13 protein-coding genes and 1 pseudogene are annotated in these 19,240 nt (G+C 65.4%); 6 read left to right on the forward strand and 8 right to left on the reverse strand.

Annotation, left to right across the window (positions count from 1 at the left end):
- Positions 1-100 (forward strand): annotated as a pseudogene (locus KUL93_RS11725) (AAA family ATPase); the annotation flags it as partial.
- A 173-nt stretch (positions 101-273) separates the two neighbouring features.
- On the opposite strand, the gene KUL93_RS11600 reads toward KUL93_RS11725, so the two are convergent.
- From KUL93_RS11600 to KUL93_RS08040, 7 genes are all read right to left on the reverse strand, one after another.
- Positions 274-3,828 carry an EAL domain-containing protein gene (locus KUL93_RS11600; protein ID WP_217126548.1) on the reverse strand — a complete coding sequence of 1,185 codons (3,555 nt, stop codon included), beginning with the start codon at positions 3,826-3,828 and terminating at the stop codon, positions 274-276.
- A gap of 105 nt (positions 3,829-3,933) precedes the next feature.
- Positions 3,934-4,725 (reverse strand): ABC transporter permease, encoded by a 792-nt coding sequence (locus KUL93_RS08015; RefSeq protein ID WP_217126549.1) that lies wholly within the window; start codon positions 4,723-4,725, stop codon positions 3,934-3,936.
- Positions 4,718-5,785, reverse strand: a complete 1,068-nt coding sequence (locus KUL93_RS08020) for an ATP-binding cassette domain-containing protein (RefSeq protein WP_217126550.1) — start codon at positions 5,783-5,785, stop codon at positions 4,718-4,720. Before KUL93_RS08020 ends, KUL93_RS08015 begins: the two co-directional genes overlap by 8 nt.
- Before the next feature lie 18 nt (positions 5,786-5,803).
- Complete coding sequence (locus KUL93_RS08025) at positions 5,804-6,535, reverse strand: alpha/beta hydrolase (RefSeq protein WP_217126551.1); 732 nt, start codon at positions 6,533-6,535, stop codon at positions 5,804-5,806.
- A 7-nt stretch (positions 6,536-6,542) separates the two neighbouring features.
- Complete coding sequence (locus KUL93_RS08030; protein ID WP_217126552.1) at positions 6,543-6,866, reverse strand: (2Fe-2S) ferredoxin domain-containing protein; 324 nt, start codon at positions 6,864-6,866, stop codon at positions 6,543-6,545.
- 51 nt (positions 6,867-6,917) lie between these two features.
- Entirely contained in the window at positions 6,918-7,325 is a 408-nt protein-coding gene (gloA, locus tag KUL93_RS08035; protein WP_217126553.1) for a lactoylglutathione lyase, read from the reverse strand.
- Positions 7,325-12,049, reverse strand: coding sequence for an EAL domain-containing protein (locus tag KUL93_RS08040; protein WP_217126554.1), 4,725 nt, complete (start codon positions 12,047-12,049; stop codon positions 7,325-7,327). The genes gloA and KUL93_RS08040 overlap by 1 nt, the downstream gene beginning before the upstream one ends.
- A gap of 67 nt (positions 12,050-12,116) precedes the next feature.
- On the opposite strand from KUL93_RS08040, the gene KUL93_RS08045 reads away from it, so the two are divergent.
- The 5 genes from KUL93_RS08045 (at position 12,117) to KUL93_RS11485 (ending at position 18,427) form a co-directional block, all read left to right on the forward strand.
- Positions 12,117-13,277, forward strand: a complete 1,161-nt coding sequence (locus KUL93_RS08045; protein WP_217126555.1) for a class I SAM-dependent methyltransferase — start codon at positions 12,117-12,119, stop codon at positions 13,275-13,277.
- A gap of 38 nt (positions 13,278-13,315) precedes the next feature.
- Positions 13,316-15,133: an asparagine synthase-related protein gene (locus KUL93_RS08050; protein ID WP_217126556.1), complete on the forward strand. Its 1,818-nt coding sequence runs from the start codon at positions 13,316-13,318 to the stop codon at positions 15,131-15,133.
- On the forward strand, positions 15,130-15,990 hold the full coding sequence (locus tag KUL93_RS08055) for a family 16 glycosylhydrolase (protein ID WP_217126557.1): 861 nt from the start codon (positions 15,130-15,132) through the stop codon (positions 15,988-15,990). Before KUL93_RS08050 ends, KUL93_RS08055 begins: the two co-directional genes overlap by 4 nt.
- Positions 15,990-16,523, forward strand: a complete 534-nt coding sequence (locus KUL93_RS11605) for an acyltransferase (RefSeq protein WP_217126558.1) — start codon at positions 15,990-15,992, stop codon at positions 16,521-16,523. The genes KUL93_RS08055 and KUL93_RS11605 overlap by 1 nt, the downstream gene beginning before the upstream one ends.
- A gap of 140 nt (positions 16,524-16,663) precedes the next feature.
- Positions 16,664-18,427 carry an HAD-IIIC family phosphatase gene (locus KUL93_RS11485; protein WP_217126559.1) on the forward strand — a complete coding sequence of 588 codons (1,764 nt, stop codon included), beginning with the start codon at positions 16,664-16,666 and terminating at the stop codon, positions 18,425-18,427.
- 24 nt (positions 18,428-18,451) lie between these two features.
- Here KUL93_RS11485 and KUL93_RS08070 read toward each other — a convergent pair whose 3' ends face one another.
- The gene (locus KUL93_RS08070; RefSeq protein ID WP_217126560.1) at positions 18,452-19,240 is read right to left on the reverse strand and encodes an alpha/beta hydrolase; all 789 of its coding nucleotides are present in this window, start codon (positions 19,238-19,240) and stop codon (positions 18,452-18,454) included.

Below are 19,240 nucleotides of genomic sequence, written 5' to 3' on the forward strand. Positions count from 1 at the left end.
GACCTTTGCGAAAATCCGCGAGCACGACGCCTACTACTACGTCGACAAGACCCCGTATGCGCTGCGCCTCATCGAAAGCGGCACCCACTACTTCCTTTCCCTCACCACCCCCGAGGTTGCCCGCGCGATGCGCGAAGGGCTACGCAACCTCTACTCGGTGATCAAAGAAGCGAAAACAAATAAGGGGCTTTGACGAAGAACCCAATAGGGGCATTTGGATTGGGGCTGTGCGCGCCGGGCATACGGGCAAAAAGGGGAGCGGTTCCTATGCGTTCAGCGCGTCAGCGCCTCCTGTAGCAGCCACGTAAAGAGTTCTTGGCTTGCGGCGCGCCAAGCGTTTCGGTCGTTGCGCTCGGCCGCTTCGTGAAGCGCCGCGTGTACCGCATGGATTTCGTGCGCGTCGGGGTAGTAGGTGTTCAAGTAGGCGGTGATTGGGCATTCGGCAAGCGGTTCGAGGCCGAATGCGCCGCGTTCGTGGTTGACTTGCCATTGGTACGCCAGTGCCCCGAGCGGGGTAGCAAGCGGCGCATCGGGGTAGACGCGCAACGGGGCGCGGCGCCATTCGTCGTGCCAGCCGACGAGCTGTTCCGGTGGCATGGGGCGTGCGATGCCGTACCCTTGCGCCACGTGCACACCGACTGCGCGCAACGTTTCGGCAAGGGCTGGGCTTTCCACCCCTTCGGCAATTACCTGCCGTTCGAGCCCTTCGCCGAGCCGTGCCAACGCCCGGATCACGGTGAGGTGGGGGATGGGGTCCTGCACCATCGCGCGCACGAGGATCTGATCGATCTTGATCACGTCGAACGGCAGTTGCGCAAGCCGCACCAGGCCGCTGTAGCCGGAACCGATGTCGTCGATCGCCAGCTGTACACCGAGTTGCCGTAGCGCCGCAAGCGCTTCGATGCTGTGGCTACCGGCAAGCGGCTTGTCTTCCAGTATTTCCAGCGTGAGGCGTTGCGGTGAGAGCGCGTGTGTCGCAAGCGCTCCTTGCACCCAACGGGTGCATTCGGGGTGGTGCAGTGAGGCGAAGTCGAGATTGGCGCTCAAGCCAAGCGCCAAGCCAGCTTGCTCCCAACGCCTGAGCCACGCGAACCCTTCGGTGAGCACGGCGCGAAAGAGGTGGGGGTAGAGGTCGTCGTGAAGGACAGGAAGGAACTGCGCGGGGGTGAGCGTTTCCGTCCCCAATTGCAAGCGGGCGAGCGCTTCCACTTTGACGAGCCTGCCGGAGGCGAGGTCGACGATCGGCTGCACGGCGATCTGCACGCCGCCGCTCGTCACCGCAGCGCGAATCGCCGCAGCGCGGTCGACGCTGATCGGCGCGGTCTGTAGCGGGTTCATCGTTTCGGTATCGAAATGGGCAAGCGCGTCGTCGCCCGCCCGTTTGAGTGCGTGGAGCCACTGTTGGGCCCAGAGGCTGCTGAACTGGTAGGGGTGGCGTCCGCCGATCAACAGGAGCGTTTTGGGTGTTCCGCGGCGGTCGACGAACGGGACCACGGCGAAACTCGCCATCTTCGCTTCGATTGCGGGCGCGTGCCACGGCGTGGTGCGCGGGTCGTGGCAGTAGTCGTCGCTCACCGAAATGGTATTGCGAAACCACGCGGTGGCGATAAGCCCTTGCCCTTCGGCGCGACGGCTGTCGAGGCGGGGAACGCGGACAGGGTCGAAGGCGGCAAAGAGCGGCGCGAGGTTCATTTTGCCAGAAACCGCGACGAGGTGGAAACGTCCGTTGCTGTCCGGTTGCGCGATCGCCGCGAAGCGGATGCCCGGTAATTTTGCGATCGCATCGCAGAGCGCCTCTTGCCAACTGCTCAAAGAATTGCCGGGTTCCGGGATATCACGCAGCACCAGGGTTAGGTAGGTTGCGCTCGTTTTTTCCATCGCGTCGAGGAAGGTGCGTTCCGCTAACGCAATGCGCAGATGCGCGATGTGCATGAGGCGAAAGATTTCGCTGCTGCGTAACCCCTGGCGTTGGAGAAAACGCTGCAAGAAGCGTTCGCTTTCCGAGTACCCGACGAGCGCCTCGGCGAGACTCAAACCTTCGAGCGCGTGGATCGTTCCCAACAGCGCTGCTTGTTCAGCGATCGCCGAATCCGAGGCTTCAGCGGCAAGCAGCGTGACGAAATGGCGCGCCACAAGCGCACGGTAGTGTGCGAACGCATCCGGGAGTTGGGCAGCCAGCCGTTTGCCGATCGCGGGGTGTTCCGTGATTTCAGAGAGGAGCGTTTCTGTGAACCGTTCCGCCGCGTCCTGAAGCAGTGCGGTATATGCGGCAAGCAGCTGGCGCGCGGCGGGACCGAAGGGGTCATCGATCGTCGGGGCGGTTTCGGTGAGCGACGCGTTGGCTTCGCCCGCGATGCGCATCGTCTCTGAGGTCTGACCTTTTTGCGCTTTGAGCGCAAGGAGCGCTTCGTCGGCGCGGCGCAGCAGGGTATCGAGCTCTTCACCGTGCTGGGGGAAGAGTGCCCAACCGATCCCGTAGCTGATGGGGAGGGTAGTGCCGCCGACTGTGATGGGTTCTGCGAAATGGCGCAAGAGGCGTTCGCCGAACGCGGTGAGCTCCGCATACGCCCCTTGCGCGGTGAGGCCGGTGAGGAGGATCACGAACTCGTCGCCGCCCAGCCGGGCGACGAAATCGCTTGTGCGCGTCGCGGCTTTGAGGCGTTCGGCGACGGTGACGAGCAGCGCGTCGCCGACGTCGTGGCCGAAACGGTCGTTCACCGGTTTGAAATCGTTGAGGTCGAAGAGCCCCACCGCAACCCATTCGTTTCGGCGTTCTGCTTGCGCCAGGAGATTGGGGGCGATCGTTTCGAGCGCGTAGCGGTTGGGGCAGTGCGTCAGCGGGTCGGTGCGTGCGAGGCGCTGTTGCGTGACGAGCGCACGCTTGAGTTTTCCGTAGACTACCTGCAGCCGGGTGAGCGCGAAAATGAAGAGGGCAAGGAGCACCCCTTCGACCGTCCAGCGCGGTCTCGCCTCCTGCAGGGTGTGGTCGAGCCAAAGGGGTTCGGCGATGGCGGTGGTGACGCAGTAGGCACCGCGGCAGTGGCGCGCGGAAAGCCTCGATTCCGTCGTCGCTCCTTCGGGGGGGTCAGAGGGTGCAGATTGAGAAGAAGGCGGAGCGGTTGACGAAGCGGAGGGAATCGGCGTGACACGACCCTTTTCGTCGAGCGTTGCGACGACGCGCTGGAAGCGGCGGTCGAAAATGGTGGTGGTGTATAAAAGCGCGGCGTTCTCGACGAGCGTGGGCGCCCGCGCAAAAAGCTGCGCGGCGCGGTAGGGGCTGCCGACGTACGCGACGAGTGATCCGTCCGCCGCGCGGATCGGGAGGCGCATCCCGACCACCGCCTCGTTGAAGCGTGGGGCGAAACGGGGAAGTGTCAGCAGCCCTTCGTGGGCAAGCGGCGCGGTCTCCCCCGGCGTCGCCGCAGGCGCATAGGGCCGAAAGTCGTCGGGCGCGAAGATGGCTTTACGGGGCTGGGCAAAGGTGCTCCAAAGAATCTCTTTGCCATCGGGCGTTTGCACGTTGATCGCGCGCAATTCGGGATGTTCGGCGAGCACGCGGTCGATCGCCTGCGCGATCGGGGTGGGGATCCGCGCAGGGGCGGTGCCATCGAGGTAGGGGGCAAGGAGCCCCTTGCCGATGAGGGTGAGGTTTTCGAACTGTTCGCGTACGCGCTCGTCGATCGCTGCGCTCTGCGTCGCTGCGGCAACGGCCAAGATTTGCGCGCTGCGCGCCCGCGCGTTTTGCCACCACGCCCATTCGGCGACGGCAAGCAGGGCGAACGCAGCAACAAGGAGCGACCACAGGGCAACGCGCGGGTTTCGCAGCATGAATCCAAAAAAGCACGTGACGATGCCCATTCTACCTGCGTTTTGGGGGTTGGGAATCGGCTTGCCGAGGAAAACCCGCGCGAGGGGGGGGCGGAGTAGGGATCCTCAGGGCAGGAGGCGGCGCGTCAGTCGGCGCAATGCCCAGCGCGTGGGGAGAACGGTCAGAAGCCCCATGAGCACGACTGCCACTGCCAGTGTGGTGAAGGCGGGGGAGCTCCCTGCGGCCAACGGGCGCAGGAGCGCGACCGCGTGGGTGAGCGGCAGCGCCTGCGCGAACGCCACAAGCGGCGCAGGCAACTGCGTGAGGGGAAAAAAGGCGCCGGAGAGGAAAGACATCGGGGTGATGAAGAGGGTGAAGTAGTAGAGGAAGAAGTCGTAACTTTTGGCGAGCGCAACCATCGGCAACGCAAGTGCCGCAAAGGTGAGGCCGGTGAGCGCGATCACCGGGAGGATGAAGGGGATCGCGGTGAACGCGACGAGCCCGGCGGCAGCGGCAACGAGGGTGACCGCACCACCAGCCAGTGTCGCTTTGGTCGCAGCCCAGAGAAGTTCGCCGAGCACGACGTCGGTGAGGGTGAGCGGGGTGGTGAGTACCGCTTCCCACGTTTTCTGCACGTGCATGCGCGAAAACGCGGAATAGAGCGCTTCGAAGCTCGCGGCGTTCATCGTCGCGTACGCGATGATCCCCGGGGCGAGGAAGTTCAGGTACGGTTGGCCCTCGACTTCGGCGATGAGCGCGCCCAACCCAAGCCCGAGGCCGAAGAGGTAAAGGGTGGGGTCGATGAAATTACCCAAGAGCGACGGCACCATGAGCTTGCGCCAGACCAGCGCGTTGCGCCGCCAGTAGGCAAGCGCGCGGCGGGGGGCGAAGCGAGCGGGGGCGGTGGGGTCAGCCATCGCGCAGTTCCCGTCCAGTGAGTTTGAGGAAGAGGTCTTCGAGGTGGCCGCGGCGGATCACTGCGGTGAGCGTGGGGTGGGGTTCGAGGAGCGCAAGCGCCGCTGCGGGGTCGCGTGTGGTGTAGCAAAAGAGGGTTTCGCCTGCGCGCTCGAAGCGCGGTGCTGTGGCGCCGTTCGCTGCAAGGGGGGTGAGGGATTCGGCCAGGCGCCGTTCGAAGGCGTCGATGCCACCCACGGAAGACCAATCGCCGTGGATTTCGAGCACGAAGGGTTCGATTGCGGCGGCAACGAGCGCGTGCGGTGCACCTTCGGCGACGACGCGACCGGCATCGACGATCACGACGCGGTCGGCAAGCCGTTCCGCCTCTTCCAGGTAGTGGGTGGTGAGCAGCATCGCAACGCCCTGTTGCCGCAGTTCGCGCAGCCGTTGCCAGATGAGGTGGCGCGCTTGCGGGTCGAGGCCGGTGGTGGGTTCGTCCAGGATGAGGAGTTCGGGGTTCGCGACGAGTGCCCGCGCAAGCGAAAGCCGCCGCCGCATGCCCCCCGAAAGCGTCGCGACCGGGGCCGCTTCTTTCCCGGCCAAGCCGACGAACGCAAGGAGCTCGGGGACACGGGCGCGAGCGGTTGCCTCCGGGATGCCGAAGTAGCGGGCGAAGACGATCAGGTTTTCTTCGGCGGTAAAATCAGGGTCGAGGTTGTCGAATTGCGGTACGACGCCCACCCGTTGCCGGGCGGCGACCGCGTCTGCGGGAATGGGGTGCCCCAGGAGGGTCACGTGCCCCGCTTCATACGGGGAGAGGCCGAGCAAGACGCGCAACGCAGTGGTTTTGCCCGCGCCGTTGGGGCCGAGCACCGCGACGCATTCGCCGGGGTAGACGGCGAAGGTGAGGGCGTCAAGCACGCGGGTGGTGCCGTAATGTTTGACGACGGCAGTCAATGCCGCAAGGGGCGGGTTTGCGTCGGAGGTTGGTGCGGCAGTAGGGTGGGGCGACGGCGCATCGCGTGCGCTGAGCGGGTGTTGGGGCGAACGGTTTGGGGGGAGCGGCGAGCGGGCGGTCATGCGGCGCGGGACGGAAATCTAGGCAGGGGGACAGACCGCGAGGGCGTTTTTCACCAGCGTCTTCACCACGTGGAGTTTACCGTGGAAGAAGTGGTCGGCGCCGGGGACGACCGCGATGGGGCGCGCGGCAGGACGCGCCCAGTCGAGCGCGCGGGAAAGCGGCGCGACGGTATCCTCTTCGCCGTGGATCATCAGGACGGGGAGCGTGGTGGGGAGTTCCGGCGTGGTGTAGACGGTGCCGGAGCCGAGCGCCAAGCCGTGGGGAAGCCCGACCAGCGTAACGTGCCGCAGCGTCAGCGGCGGCAGCGCCGCGCGCCATTTCTCTGGGTCGAGATTCGGGTGGGCTTCGACCGCGCTCGCGGTTTCACCCAGGAGGATGCGCGCGACGCGGGTGGTGACGTACGCGCCGAACGAGAAGCCGCCCAGGTAGAGCACGGGGGCAAGGTCCCAGGTGCGAAACGCCCAGGCAAGGAGCGTGAGCAGGTCTTCGGTCTCGCCAACTCCATGGTCGTGTTGGCCGGCGGAGCCACCAACGCCGCGAAAGTTGGGGCGCAGCGTCACGAGCCCCGCTTCGGCATGCGCGCGCGCGACCGTGTGGGTCACCTTGTTGGTGTTCGCACCGCCGAAGAGGGGGTGGGGGTGGGCGACGAGCGCCAGCCCCTGCGGGGGTGTTGCGGGGGTATCGACCAGGAGTTCGATCGCGCCCGCTGGGCCGGGGGCGGTGGTTTTTTCGGTTTTGGGGTGTGCCATCGTGCGATCAGGTTTGGGGAAGCATCAGACGGGCAACGGGGCGGCCGTTCGCGATGTGTTCGCTGAGGATTTCGTCGATGTCGCTTTCGTCCAGGTAGGTGTACCAGACGCCGTCGGGGTAGACGACGAGCACCGGGCCGAGGTCGCACCGCCCCAGGCACCCGGCTTTGTTGATCCGAACGCCACCGGTGGCGTTGAGCGCGAGCCCAAGCGCTTTGGCGCGGTCGCGCGCGTAGCGCATCATCCCTTCGGCGTCGTGGTTCGCGCAGCAGGTGTCACCAGGGTCGCGTTGGTTGCAGCAGAAAAAAAGGTGGTGGCGGAAGTATGGCATCGGCTCTCCTTCATGTCGCTCGCAAGTGGTGTCTGGTGGCTTCCGGAGTGGTCACCCATTCAACGGGGTTATCGATTCTTTTTTTTCGATGAATTCGATCTTGTAACCGTCCGGGTCTTCGACGAACGCGATCACCGTGGTGCCGTGTTTCATCGGGCCGGGTTCGCGGGTGACTTTGCCGCCGAAGGCGCGGACGCGGTCACACGCGGCGTGGATGTCGTCGACTGCGATCGCGATGTGGCCAAAGCCGGTACCCAGATCGTAGTGGTCGACCCCGTAGTTGTAGGTGAGTTCGATCACTGCCTGTTCCGATTCCGGGCCGTAGCCGACGAACGCCAGGGTGAATTTCCCTTCGGGGTAGTCGTTTTGCCGCAACAGTTTCATCCCCAGCGCCTGCGTGTAGAACGCGATCGCGCGTTCGAGGTCGCCCACGCGGATCATGGTGTGCAGGATGCGCATCAGCAGTTCTCCCGTTTTTCCAGAAAGGTTTGGAATTCGTTCCACGGCATCGGTTTGGCGAAATGGTACCCTTGGATCGCGATCGGCGCAAAGGGTTCGAACCAGACAAGTTGCGCGTGCGATTCCAGCCCTTCGACCACCGCAAGCGCTCCCACCGCACGGGTGAGTTCGAGGATCGCGCGCATGATCTGTTCGCCGGTACCCTGTTGCCCGATGCGGTCGGTGAAGCATTTGTCGATTTTGATCACGTCGGGGCGTAGCGCTTCGAGTCGGCTCAGGTTGGCGTAGCCGGTGCCGAAGTCGTCGATCGCAAGCCGCGCCCCTTTTTCACGAAGCTGCGCAAGGAACGCCGCGGCGGTGCCCTTTGGGTCCATCGCGAGCGATTCGGTGACTTCGAGGGTGAGGTGGGGAAGCGCCGCTTCGACCTCGTGCGCCCATCGGGCGAGCGCCGGGTCGCTGAATTGGGCAGGGGAGAGGTTGACCGCGACGCGAAAACCGGGTCGCTGCGCTGCGAGTTGCAGCGCGAAGCGCGCGGCTTCTTGGAGCACCCAGAGTCCGATCGGTCGGATCAGGCCACTTGCTTCGGCAAGGGGGATGAATTCCGCCGCGCTGCGCAAACCTTGGTGCGGATGGCGCCAGCGCAGCAGCGCTTCGGCAGTGGTGACGGTGCGCTCGGGAAGCTGCACGACGGGCTGGAGGAAGAGTTCGAATTCGCCGTTGGCAAGCGCGTGTTCGAGCGCGCGGCGCTGTTCGGCCTCGAAGCGGACTTTGGATTCGATCCGCTCCGAGTAGAAGCGTACCCGGTTCTTGCCGCTCTCTTTTGCCGCGTACATCGCTGCGTCCGCAAGCCGCATCAGGGTTTCGGCGTCTTCGGCGTCGTTGGGAAACGCGGCGACGCCGATGCTCACGGTGACTTGGGCACGGTGGTCCTGGACCACGAAAGGTTGGCGCAGCACGTCGCGGGCGCTTTCGGCGATGCGCTGTGCGGTCGATGCGGTGGCGCTGCCTTCGACGAGGATGAGGAATTCGTCCCCACCCAGCCGTGCGACGGTGTCGCTTTCCCGGACGCACGTTTTGAGGCGCGCGGCCGTCTCCACCAAGAGGGCGTCGCCGGCGTCGTGGCCGTAGAGGTCGTTCACTTCTTTGAAGCCGTCGAGGTCGAGAAAGAGGAGATAGACCGTTTCGCCTTCGCGGCGGGCGCGGGCGAGCGCCCGGTCGATGCGGTCCCGGGCGAGTGCGCGGTTGGGAAGGCCCGTCAGGGCGTCGAAGTGGGCTTGGCGGTAAATGAGCTTTTCGTTCGCTTTGACGGTGTCGATGTTTTGCCAGATGACGACGTGGAACGTGCCCACGGGGGGTGGGTAGTTTTCGCGGTTGAGGTGCTGCATCACCCAGTGGGTGGAGCCATCGGCGGCGACGATCCGTTTTTCGCATGGCGCGGCGCGCCCTTGCGTGAGCGCTGCCCACTGCTGCGCGTCGGTAAGCGCCGATTCCGGATGGGTGAATGCGGCAAACGAGCGTCCGACGAGCGTTTCGGCGGTTTGGCCGAGCCACGCGGCAAAGGGGTCGTTCGCGCTGAGGATCGTGCCGTTGGCGTCGAGTAGCGCAATGCCGACGGTGGGATTCTCCCAGACCGCCGCGAGACGGGCTTGACCGATCGCCGCTTGTTCGGCGACCCGCTGCGCTTCGGTGACGTCCAAGAGCGTTGCGGCAATCTGTTCGGGCTGGTGGGCGCGCGCGGCGATGCGCACGCCACGCTCTTCGACGATGCGCCATTCCCCTTTCGGTGTGCGCAGGCGATACCGTTGCTGCCACGTTTTGCTGCTCCGCTGCCACTGGGCTTCGATGGTGGGGCGGGCGTTGGGGTCGATCGCAGCGAGGAAGTGCGACCAGGTGAGCGCTTCCGGGGCGACGCCGAGCCATTCGGCAAGCCGTGGCGACGCGTAGGTGAAGGCGTCGAGCGTTGCCGGGGCCATGAAGAGCGCTTCTTGAAGTGCCGCGGCGATGGTGATGAGTCGTTCTTCAAGCTGCAATCGGGCGATTTCCGCTTGCTTGAGCGCGGTGGTGTCGAGGAGTTTGAGGACAAAGCCAGCGCGATCGGTATCGGTGGTCCAATGGGTTATGGTCAGCAACCAGTAGCGGGTGCCGTCGTTCAGTTCGACCGATTGGGGTGTTTCGCGCGCCGCGGCAAAGAGCGCGGTGCGGGTTTCGCTCTCCGGCCAGGGGATGCGGTTACGATCGAAGGGGAACGGTTGTCCGATGTGGCGTTCGGTGAGCGCAAAGTGCGTCTCCGCGGCGCGGTTGTAGCGGATGAGCCGTTCCGATTCGTCGAGGACGAGAAGCGGCCCGGTGAGCGCGTTGAGGATCGCTTCCAAGAGTTCGTTGAGCGCGGCCTGTTCGGCAAGACTGCGGTCGAGCCCTTCGTTGAGCGAGCGGAGCTCTTCGTTGCTCGCGTGCAGCTCTTCGTTGCCCGCTTCGAGCTCTTCGTTCGCCGACTGCAGCTCTTCGGTGGTGGTCTGCAGCTCTTCGTAGAGGGCTTGCAGTTCGGCTTGCGCCCGTTCGAGCGCGTCGATGAGCGTTTCGCGCTGTTCCTGTTCCAGGGTCAGACGGTCGACGGTGCGTTGCAACACCGTTTCCCGGCGCGTGGCTGGTGCGTCGGTAGCCGCTTCGGCAGCTGGTGCGTGTGCTGGTGCGGCGGACGCTTCGGTTTGGAGCGGTTCGAAGACGAAGAGCAGGAAAGGGGTTTCTTCTACGTCGAGGCGCGTGGCGTAGAGTTGCACCGCGGGGGCGCCGTCGGCATCGAGGAGCGGAAGGGTTTGTGGCGCGTTGTCGGTAGGGAGCAGCAGTTGGCGCATCACCAGCCGCAACGGCGTGCGCCAACCGTTTGGGATCAGCGCAGGCAGCGTGAAATCGCTTTTGCCCTGCGGCCAGTGAAGAAACGCGCTGCAGTCCCCCAGGATGTGCAACGGGCGTCCCTGTGCGTCGGTGAGGATCGCAGGGGGGGCGTAGCGGGTCAAGAGGGTTTCGTGGAGACGGTGCTGGATTGCCGCTTCGAGCTGCTCTTCTGGGCGCAGTTTGGGGCGCAGCGCTTTGGCGGGTTGCGGCAGGAAGAGCCGCGCGGGCAGCGTGGCACTCAACCAGGTTTTGGGCGTCGGGATTTCATCGCGGCGAAAGATCCGTTGCGGGCCGCTCACCGCTTCGAAGTGTTCGCCGACCTCGGGCGGCAGGGCTTCCGAGCGGCCAAGGAAGAGCAGGCCGCCGGGAACGAGCGCGTAGTGAAACGCTTTCAGGAGCCGTTCGCGGGCTTCGGGTTTGAGGTAGATCAGCAGGTTGCGGCAACTGATGAGGTGAATGTGCAAAAACGGCAGTTCTCGCAACGCGTCGTGACGGGAGAAGACGCATTGGGTGCGAATCCCTTGCTGGACACGCCACAGTGCCCCTTCCCGGACGAAGAAGCGTTCGCGCCAGCCGGATGGCAAATGGGCGAGCGCCTCTTCGGGGTAGCGCGCGGCGCGGGCGTGTTGCAGCGCCCCTTCGCTGACGTCGGTGCCCAGAATCACGAAATGGCGCTGTTGCCCCAGTTCGGTCAGGCAATCAGTGATGAGGAACGCGAGGGAATAGGCCTCTTCGCCCGTGGCGCAGCCGCAGACCCAGACGCGAAACGGGGTGGTGACGGGTAGCGTCTCCAGTAAGGCTTTGAGCGGGGTGCGCAGCGCGGCAAACGCCGGGGGGTCGCGCCAAAACGCGGTGACGCCGATCAAAAGGGTGCGGGCGAGCGCCTCTGCGGCCGTTTCTTGGTGTTCGAGCGCTTCGGCGAAGGTGGCGAGGTCGGGGTAGCCCGAGCGTTGCATCGCGCGCAGGGTTTGGCGCAGCAGGGTTTCGGGCAGGTAAGCGGTGAGGTCGACGCGCAGCAGCGGCGCCACGCGTTCGAGGATGCGGTCGAACGCCGCTTGGTCTTCGGGGGTGAGCGGGGGTTCGGGTTGCGGGGTGGCGCTGGCGTTGGGTGCTTCGTTCTTTTGGACGGGGTTCGGTGGGGCGGGGGCGTTTGGTTGCTGCGCCGCGGCGGGGGGTGTTGCGCCGTTGCCCTGGGCTGCCGCAAGATGGGTGAGCGTTTTGGGGAGGAGCGCAGCCATCGCTTCCGGGGTGTGGGCGGCGGAGTACGCGCTGGTTGCGATCACTGCACGCGGCAATTCGCCGAACTGCGCGCTTTCCGGGGTTTGTACCCAAACGATGCCGCCGGCGCGATGGACCGCAATCGCACCGGCAACGCCGTCGTTGCCCGTTCCCGAGAGCAAGATCGCGAGCGTTTTCGCGCCGAAGTGGTGGGCAGCGCTCAAGAGGAGACGGTCAATCGACGGGTGTGGCCCGGGGCGCGGGTAACTGGGGGTGAGGCGCAGCCGTCCGTTACCGAGGATTTCGGCGTCGTGGGTGGCGGGGATGACGTAAACGTGGTCGGGCGCCAGACGCAACGGTGGGGATTGGGGGGAGGCCAGTTGCACCGCGATCGCGGCGCGCGGTTGCAGCAGCTGGGGGAGCAGCGTTTCGTGGTCTGGTGAGACGTGCTGCGCGATACAGTACGCGGTTTTGCCGTCTGGCCGAAACCCGGCAACCAGCGTACGCAGGGGCTCGACCGCGCCGGCTGAAGCGCCGATCACGACGAGTTGCGTGACCTCGAGTTGCGTGACCCGCGGGCGAGATTGGGGCAGGGCAGGCAGAGAACGTTTCATGGGGGCATTTTCCCGAAGTCTGGTTTCATCATAGCAAATCGCGCGCGATTCCGCTAAGATTCGGCGCATGATGCTAAGAGGTGACGCGATGGGGCAGTGGGCGGGGCAGCTGCCTGCCGAGACCGCGGCGCGCAGTGCCGCATTGGCGCAGCGGATCGCAGCGCGGATTGCGGCAGCGGGCGGCTGGGTGCCATTTGCGGATTTCATGCAGTGGGCGCTCTACGAGCCGGAGCTGGGCTATTACGCGCGCCACGACCAAGCGTTCGGACCGCACGGGGACTTTCTTACCGCGCCGGAGATTTCGCCGCTCTTTGGCGCGGTGCTCGCGGACGTGCTGGCGTCCGCGGTGGCGGCAACGGGCTTGGCGGTGGAATTCGGCGCAGGCAGCGGCGCATTGGCAGAGGATCTGCTCACCCGCTGGCACGCATTGGGGGTGTTGCCGCAGCGCTACGCGATCGTCGAGGTCTCCGCTGGCTTGGCGGCGCGGCAGGCGGAACGGCTGCAGCCGCTTGCCGAGCGTCTTGGGGTCGAGCTGGTTTGGTGGCAGCGGTTGCCGGAGCGGTTCGCAGCGGCGGTGGTCGCGAACGAGGTGCTCGACGTCTTGCCGGTGCATGTGGTGGGCACACGCGGCGCGGAGACCTTCGAACGTGGCGTGGTGGTCGCCGAAGCAGGAACGGAAGCGGCGGCATCGGCCGCACCGCGCTTTGCGTGGGCCGACCGGCCGCTCACGCCTGCGGCGGCATCGGCACTTGCTGGAATCGAATTGCCGCGAAGTGCCGACGGCGAATATCTTTCTGAGGTGGCGCCTGCGGTCCCAGTATGGGTGCGCACCGTCGCCGAGCGCTTGGCGCCGGGTTCGCTGTGGGTGCTGATCGATTATGGGTACGAGCGCGACATCCTCTACGCGCCGTTTCGTTCCCGAGGGACGCTGCAGGGGTATTATCGGCACCGGGTGGTGGAGGATGTGTTGGCGTGGCCAGGCGCGATCGACATCACGGCGTTCGTCGATTTCACTGCGGTGGTCACGGCATTGGAAGCGAGCGGCCTCACGGTGCACGAGTGGCGGCGGCAGGGGGATTTTTTATTGCGCCACGGAATCCTGGAGCGGCTCACGGAACGGGCAGAACCCGGTTCGGCGGCGTACGTGCAAGCGGCGCGCGCGGTGCAGCGGCTCATCATGCCGCACGAGATGGGTGAGCTCTTTCAAGTAGTGGTGGCGGGGCGGTAGTCCCCTCTTGTCCAAAGACAACGAAATGCGGGGGAAACGTGACGCTTTTTGCGGCGGTATTGGGCGAAAACGAAAAGATCTCCGAAGCGGTCGCAGCAGCGCGCCGCCGCATGACGCGGTTCCCCGGTGATCGCTGGCGTGCGATGGCGCGACCCGGTTTTGCGTTGGGGGTGTGGCAGCGCTGGTTCGGAGAAAGCGCGCCGCCTGACGGCGATTGGGACGTGGCGGAGCGCGACGGTTGGGTAGCGGTGGTGAGCGGTCATGCGGTAGTCGCGCAAGATGCGGCCCCCGCTGGCAGTGTGGCGGGCGCACCGGATGGCACATCGGTCGCGGAACGCGGCGGGGCGGCGATGGGGTTGGCGGCGAGGCTGCTTGCCGATTTCGTTTCGGACCCGATGACCCGTCCGCGGCGGTGGCAGGGGCAGTTTGCGTTCGTGGCTTGGCATGAGGCGACACAGCGCCTTTTTCTGGTGCGCGACCCGTTCGGGATCGAAGTGCTCTATTGGGGGCGATTGCCCGGGGGCGGGTTTGCGGTAGCCAATCTGGCGAAGACGCTGGTTGCGATGGGGGTAGCGGATGGGCCAGACGCTTTGGGGTGGGCGTCGTTCTTCCTCTGGGGGAATGTCGATGGGCGGCGGACCGTCTTTTCCGGGGTCGAGGTAGCGCCTCAGGGGAGCGTGGGGGTCGTGGCGCCACCGTGGGCGAGTGCCCCACAGTGGCAGTGGTATTGCGACTTGCGCACGCTCTGGGCAGTACCCTCTGCGCCCGAGTACGACGAAGCGGCCGCGCAGGTGGCGATTAGCCGCGCAGTGCGCGACGCAGTGGCCGTTGCGACGGCCGACCGGCAGCGTACCGCGCTCTTGCTTTCCGGCGGGATCGATTCGGGGGCGGTTGCAGGGGTGCTCGCGCAGTTGGGACGCGCGGGGACGGCCTATACTCTGGCGTTTGCCGAAATGGCGGGGCAGGGGAACGATGAGCGCCCTTGGGCGGAGCGGATCGCGCGCCATTACGGGCTGACGCATCGGGTCGATCAGGTTGCGGAGCCTGAGTTCTGGGCGACGTTACCCGATTTTCTCGACGCGATGGATCAGCCGACGCTTGACGGGATCAACTTCTGGCTGTCGTGCCAGAAAGCGGCGCACGCTGGCGAACGGGTGGTCTGCACCGGTGACGGCGGCGACGAGCTCTTTGGGGGGTATCTCAAACTGCGGCTTTGGCGTCGCGCCGAACGGGTGCTGCGGGGGGTGCGGCGGCTGCCTGCTGGTGAATGGGGCCTTGCGCGGCTGATGCAGCTTTATGGCGTGGTGCGGCAGCGGCCGAAATGGCGGTGGGCAGGGAACTATTTTGCGACGCGCGACCATCTCTACTTCATTCCCTACGCCGTTTTCTTTCCGGAAGAGCTGCCCGATCTTTTGGGTAACGCGGTTTCTGTGGCGCAGGCGCGCGCGTTATTGACTGCGCTCGATTTTCCCGAAGCGGATTGCGTTGAGCGCGCGATGCAGATGCGCGACACGTTTCATTCGATGCCAAACCTCTATATGCGCGATGCCCATTGGATCGGTGCGGCGCATGGGGTGCAGTTCCGGCATCCGTTGGCGTCGGTGTCGCTGCTCACTGCTGTTGCGCCATGGGTTTGCGCGTTTCGCGGGCGGCGGGGGAAAACGGTGCTTGCGCAAGCGCCGCAACCACCGCTCCCGCCTGAGGTGGTGGCGCGGCCAAAGGCGGGATTTGCCACGCCGGTGGCGGGTTGGTTGGCGCAGCGGGTTTTCCCGACGATACGGTTTCCTGTTGTCGCGACGATCGGGGCGATCGAACGGCGGTTGGCGTGGTGGCTCTATCAGGAGTGGTTACGGTGAGCGGGAAGCAGAAGGTTCGGGTGCTTCTCCGCGCGGTTGTGCCGAGTATGGCCGCGGGTGCGCTCGTTTGCGTGGGGGCAGCAGCGCTTGCGCAGCCACCGGGCAATTGGCGCTTTTTGCCGGAACTGTCGGACGAGTTTTCAGGCGCCACGGTCGACACGGCCCTCTGGCTGACGTTTCTGCCCCATTACGCGGGACGGCCGCCTGGAGTGATCGATCCGGCGCGGGTTACGGTGGCTAACGGCATGGTGCGGCTGGAGACGACGGCTCGGGACAAGGGGCGGTTCGCGACACCGCTCTTACGGGCACGCCAGGAGGTGCGCTACGGCTATTTCGAAGTGGTTGCGCGGCTTGCCCCGTGCCGCGTCAATCAGGCGTTTTGGTTTTACGCCTGGCGGCCGGAGGGGACGCGCGAAATCGACGTTTTCGAGATGGGGCCGGGCACGCCGGGCGAGGCGCACCGCTTACACAGCAACCTGCACGTCTATGATGGGGACCCAGCGAACGAGAACGACAGCAACCGCCGCTCCTATCCGCAGGTCTGGTCGGCGCCCGATTTCGACCCCACCGAGGAGAATCGCTACGGGTTTTTGTGGTCGCCTACCGAGCTCGTCTGGTGGGTGAATGGTCGCGAGATTCGGCGCGAGCCGAACCGCCATTTCCATTGGCCGATGGCGCTTACGTTCACCGGCGAAGTCCATCCGCGCTGGTTCGGGGTGCCGACACCGCAGGAGCTGCCGTGTGCGATGACGATCGATTCGGTGCGGTCGTGGCAGTGGCTCGATGCGGCGGATGGGGCAGGTGCGCAACCGGCGCGCGATGCTGGTCGCGGGCGGTTGCGCGGAGGCGTCGAGTGATGCCGCGGTGGCGCAAGGTGTTTGCCTATTTGCGGGGGTGGCTTACGAGTTTGCGTGCCTTTTCCCACCCGGCATGGATCTGTCAGGTGGGACGGATCACGGTGGTGCGCGAGCGCGGTACGATCACGGTGGGCGAGCGTGTCTGGCTCTGGCCCGAGGTGAAGCTCGACGCAAGCGCTGCGGCACCAACGGGCAAGGCGGAGTTGGTGATCGGCAACCGGGTTTCGATTGGCGACCGGACGCAGATTCACTGCGGCGAACGCATAACGATCGGTGATGGGGCGATGATCAGTTGGGATTGCGTGATCATGGATCGCGACTACCACAATCCCGACGGCGGCGTGGAGCGAACCGCTCCGGTGGTGATCGGCAAAGATGTCTGGATCGGTTGTCGCGCGATCGTCCTCAAGGGGGTGACGATCGGTGACGGCGCGGTGGTTGGCGCAGGAAGCGTCGTGACCCGCGACGTGCCGCCGTGCACGTTGGTCGCCGGGAATCCGGCGCGGGTCGTTCGCCAACTGGGCGAACGGTAACCAAATGGTGCTGGGGAGGGGCGGAATGAATGACGCATTGGTCGCGGCATGGCGCACCGCGCAAGCACGTGTTGCGGTAACCGACGAATGGCGATCGGTTCTTCGATCGTTTTCTGCCGCCGGAGGAGCGCCAGGAACGGGTGCGCACGCTTCTGACCGAGTGGCACGCAGCAGCGAAAACGCTGGGATCGCCTGCCGCTGCGGGCATTGCGCGGGTGTTGCCGTGGTTGGACGTCGGGGGTGCGACGATTCGGATCGCCGCGGCGGGAGATTGTCTCCTGACCGACGTGCGCGCGTTTTTGCGCCCGCTTGCAGCAAAAAGCGGCGTTGCCGTCGAGATGGGGTGCCTCTATTTGAGTGCCACGCGTGACGGTGCGTTTCTACCCGACGAGTTCATTCGCTTCGCCCAGACGCAAGCCGCCGATCTGCTGGCGGTGAGCCTCTTCACCTATGATGGGTTGCCGATCTACCGCCTGTTGCGTGCGGGGGAGTGGGCACTGCTTCCCCAAGCGCTCGATCAGGCGCGCCGATTCCTGCTGCAGTTGCGCGAACGCGACGACCGGACACTATTGTTGCACGGAGTGAGCGGGCTGCCGTTGCCGCGCCGACTGGCGTGGTTACCTGTGGAGCGGTGGGCGATGCCGAAACGGTTTCGGGATCTGGCTGCGGCGCTGAGCGAAGGGTTGCGCGAGATCGCCGCGCAGTTGCCCCACGTCTGGTTCGTCGACGAGATCGTGGTGGCCCAGCGGTTGGGTTATCGCGTGGCGAACCGCCCGATCGTGACGGGGCGGCCCTTTGTCGAGGCCCTTTTTCATCGCCGTCGCTTCGGTTTCGGTCTGGCGGGAACCTACCTGGAGGTGGTCCGTGCCTATGATCGGTTGCGGGGGGTGAAGGTGATCGCGGTCGACTTCGACAACACCTTGTGGGACGGGGTGATGGCCGAAGGGCCAGTGCGCCACTATCGCGACCGGCAAGCGCTGCTCAAACGGTTGCAGGAAGGGGGGATTCTGCTCGTTGCGGTGAGCAAGAACGATCCTCAGGCGATCCGGTGGAACGAGATGGTGTTGCAGCCGGAAGATTTCGCCGTGTTGGCGATCGGTTGGGAACTGAAACCCACCACACTGGCCGAGATCGCGGCGCAGCTCAACCTTGGCCTCGATGCATTCGTTTTCCTCGACGACAATCCGACCGAACGGGGGTTGGTCGCCAGCCACCTTCCCCAGGTTCGGGTCTGGGACGCGTGCGACCCGGAGCCGTGGCGCACGTTAGCTATCCTTCCTGCGTTGCCGTGGTATTCGTTAACGGAAGAGGCGCGGCAGCGCACCGCGATGTATCGGGTGCAGGCGCTGCGGCAACAGGCGGTGCGCGCCTACGGTGACCAGGGGAGCGACACGGCCGTGTTGGCAGCGTTACAATTGGTGATGCAGGTGCATCGTATGCAGGAGAAGGATCTGGTGCGCGTTCATGAGCTTACGAACCGGGCCAATCAGTTCAACACGACGACGATTCGCTACCGGTCCGAAGAATTGACCGACCCGGGGCGTCAGGTGTGGGTGGGGTATCTGCAAGACCGGTTCGGGGACTATGGGTTGGTGCTGGTTGCGGTGCTGCGTTCGCGGGCAGATGGAGTGATCGAGATCGAGGATTTCGTGATGAGCTGCCGCGCGATGGGGTATGGCGCAGAAACCACCTTTTTGGCTACGCTGTGGCGGCTGCTGGGGCAGCCGGAACTGGTCGGGCGTTTCGTGCCGACCGAACGCAACGCCCCCGTAGCGTCGTTCTTTGCCCGCTGTGGTTTTGTCGAGTCAGAGCCGGCGTGGTGGCGGTTGCCGCGCGGCGTTGCGCCGCAGGGGGTGGCGGCGTGGCTGCGGGTGGTCGAAACCGCAGCAGACGACGAGGCGTAGCGTTCGCGTTTCCGATTTTTCTATTCAGGTGAGCGCCTCCAGCGCATGCGCGATTTGCTCTGCCGCTTCCTCCCAGTGGGGTTCGAGCATGAATGCATGCCCGGCGTCGGGGAGCGTATGAAGTGGTACGCGGTAGTGGCGCGCCGTGGCTTCGACAAGCGGCAGCGGGATGATCTGGTCGTGCTCGGCGCCGAACACAGCCCAGGTGGTCGGATGCTGACGGTGGTGGCGGGGGAGCGCGAACGCGGTCATGTCCCAGAGCGCGCGCAGCGATTCGGGTTGTGACAGCGCGAGATAGCGGCGTAGCGCCTGCTCTTCCGGCAGGTGGTGAAAGAGCGCTTGCGCAAGCGCCCGGTAGTGGCCCTGCTTTTGGGCGAGAAAGCGGTTCATCTCCATGAGCGTTTGCGGGGTATGGGTGAGCAGATGCCAGAACGACGCAGCAAGGCCAGAGGGGGGGACGCTTGCCAGGAGCACGACCGCTGGGAATGCGCGCTTTTCCAACGCTTTTTGCGCGACGAACCCGCCCATCGAGTGGCCGAGCACGACCGGTGGCGCGGGGAGCCGTTCCGCGGCTTCCAGAAGATCATGGACATAGTCGCGGATGCTCAGGAGGTCGAAGGGTTTGTCGCTGCCCGATTTCCCGTGGCCTGAGAGGGAGAGCGCCCAAGCGTCGAACCCTTTCGCGGCGAACCAGGGCAGGAAATGTTCCCAACACCACGCGCCCGCATAGGCGCCATGGACGAAAAGCAGGGGCGGGTGGCTCCGGGGACGGCCGTGTGGGGGTTCGTGGCGCAGTTCCAGAGTTCGGGACAT

The organism is Hydrogenophilus thiooxidans, assembly GCF_019049855.1.
Taxonomy (GTDB): domain Bacteria; phylum Pseudomonadota; class Gammaproteobacteria; order Burkholderiales; family Rhodocyclaceae; genus Hydrogenophilus; species Hydrogenophilus thiooxidans.